The sequence below is a fragment of the Hoylesella timonensis 4401737 = DSM 22865 = JCM 15640 genome, assembly GCF_000455445.1.
In the GTDB taxonomy this organism is placed as follows: Bacteria; Bacteroidota; Bacteroidia; order Bacteroidales; family Bacteroidaceae; genus Prevotella; species Prevotella timonensis.
The window spans coordinates 7,429-8,684 of the sequence record NZ_HG417108.1 but is presented as its reverse complement, the minus strand read 5'-3'; the positions used below and the strand labels follow the sequence as shown (position 1 = coordinate 8,684).

The 1,256-nt window shown below is 50.6% G+C and carries 2 protein-coding genes; both read right to left on the bottom strand.

Annotation, left to right across the window (positions count from 1 at the left end; genetic code table 11):
• The coding region (locus BN35_RS12550; RefSeq protein ID WP_036909370.1) for a DUF4138 domain-containing protein at nt 1-373 on the bottom strand (373 nt) is incomplete at its 3' end.
• 48 nt (nt 374-421) lie between these two features.
• Nucleotides 422-1,256, bottom strand: an 835-nt coding sequence (gene traM / locus BN35_RS12545) for a conjugative transposon protein TraM (RefSeq protein WP_044071605.1), incomplete at its 5' end; no start/stop codon positions are given.

Sequence of the window (1,256 nt, the reverse complement as noted above, 5' to 3'; positions counted from 1 at the left end):
TGAAAGCATAGAACGAGCCGTCTTCGCAAATCACGCTCATGTTGGTTTCCGTCTCAAAATCCTTCACGGCAGCCTTCACGCGCAGCACGTTCTCCGCATCCTCCGCCTTGCCTGCAATCAAGTTATTGCTGCCCAAGTCCACATAGCGAATGGGAGCAGGGAAAATAAGATGCACAGTCTTGTCGAAGGTAACGTCCAAGCCGTAGGGAAGGACGACACGCCCATTAGGAATGGCACGGGTCATGCCTTGAAAGAGTTCGCCAGAAGAGAGAGGACGATTAGGCATAAGCGGTGTGCCGTTGTTGAGGTCTTGTGCCGTGCCTGTCGCTCCCATCGTTGCGAGCAAAGCCATTGATAAAATAAGTTTCTTCATTGTTGCTGTTGATTTGATGTTATTTTTTACTTGTCATTTTTGATTGTTTTATTTGGACTGAACCAAGAAAAGGCGATAGCCCCCTTTGAGCGTTACCTTGATAGTGCGCAGCTTTTTCTGAAGCAGCTGACTTGCACCCTGCATCACCCCACGGGCAGCCTCGGAGATAATTTGGTCTTTGGCAGAGGAAGCGAAGGTAAAGGAGGTTCCCATTGAACCACCGATGTTCGCCCCGACTTCCTTAAGCGCATTGATGTCCTCCGAACCGGGTATATACACACCCTCCTGTCCGTCCGTGTCGTATGCCGAGAGCTTGACGGCTATGATATGCCCACCAACCTCAATACTCTTAATGAGCAGGTGCATACGGTTGCCCTCAATCTTAGCAATGGCTATGAGTCGGCTTTGACGTGGAATGCGCAGTCCCTGCACCTTGGCAGTCTCCAGCAGACGAAGCACCACATTGTCGCCCTCCTTGAGCGTGGTCGTTCTGTCCACCACCACTTTGAGCGTGTTGCGCATCGTGGGTGCAGCCGTACTTGTTAGCGAATGGAAGCCCATGTTGCGTGCTTTCGTGCCGTATTCCTTGATGAAATCTGCATCGCTCATCGGCTGACCGAGCGAAGACACCACCTGTTTACGTTCCGCCAAGACCTCCATAACTGGAGCGTTTGCTTGCATCTGCCCCTTTTCTGTTCCAATATCGGTGATTGTGGATGTGTTTCCTTTATCATTCGCAAAAGCATTCTCCAATGACGGAGGGACAGATGATGTCTTGGGCAGATACTTTGCTGCCATCTGATAGCTCTTTTCCATCAGGGCAAGCTGTCGTTTCTCTTCATTGTCCTCCCTGCTGTCTTTGGAAGCCAATTCCTTTTTGAGG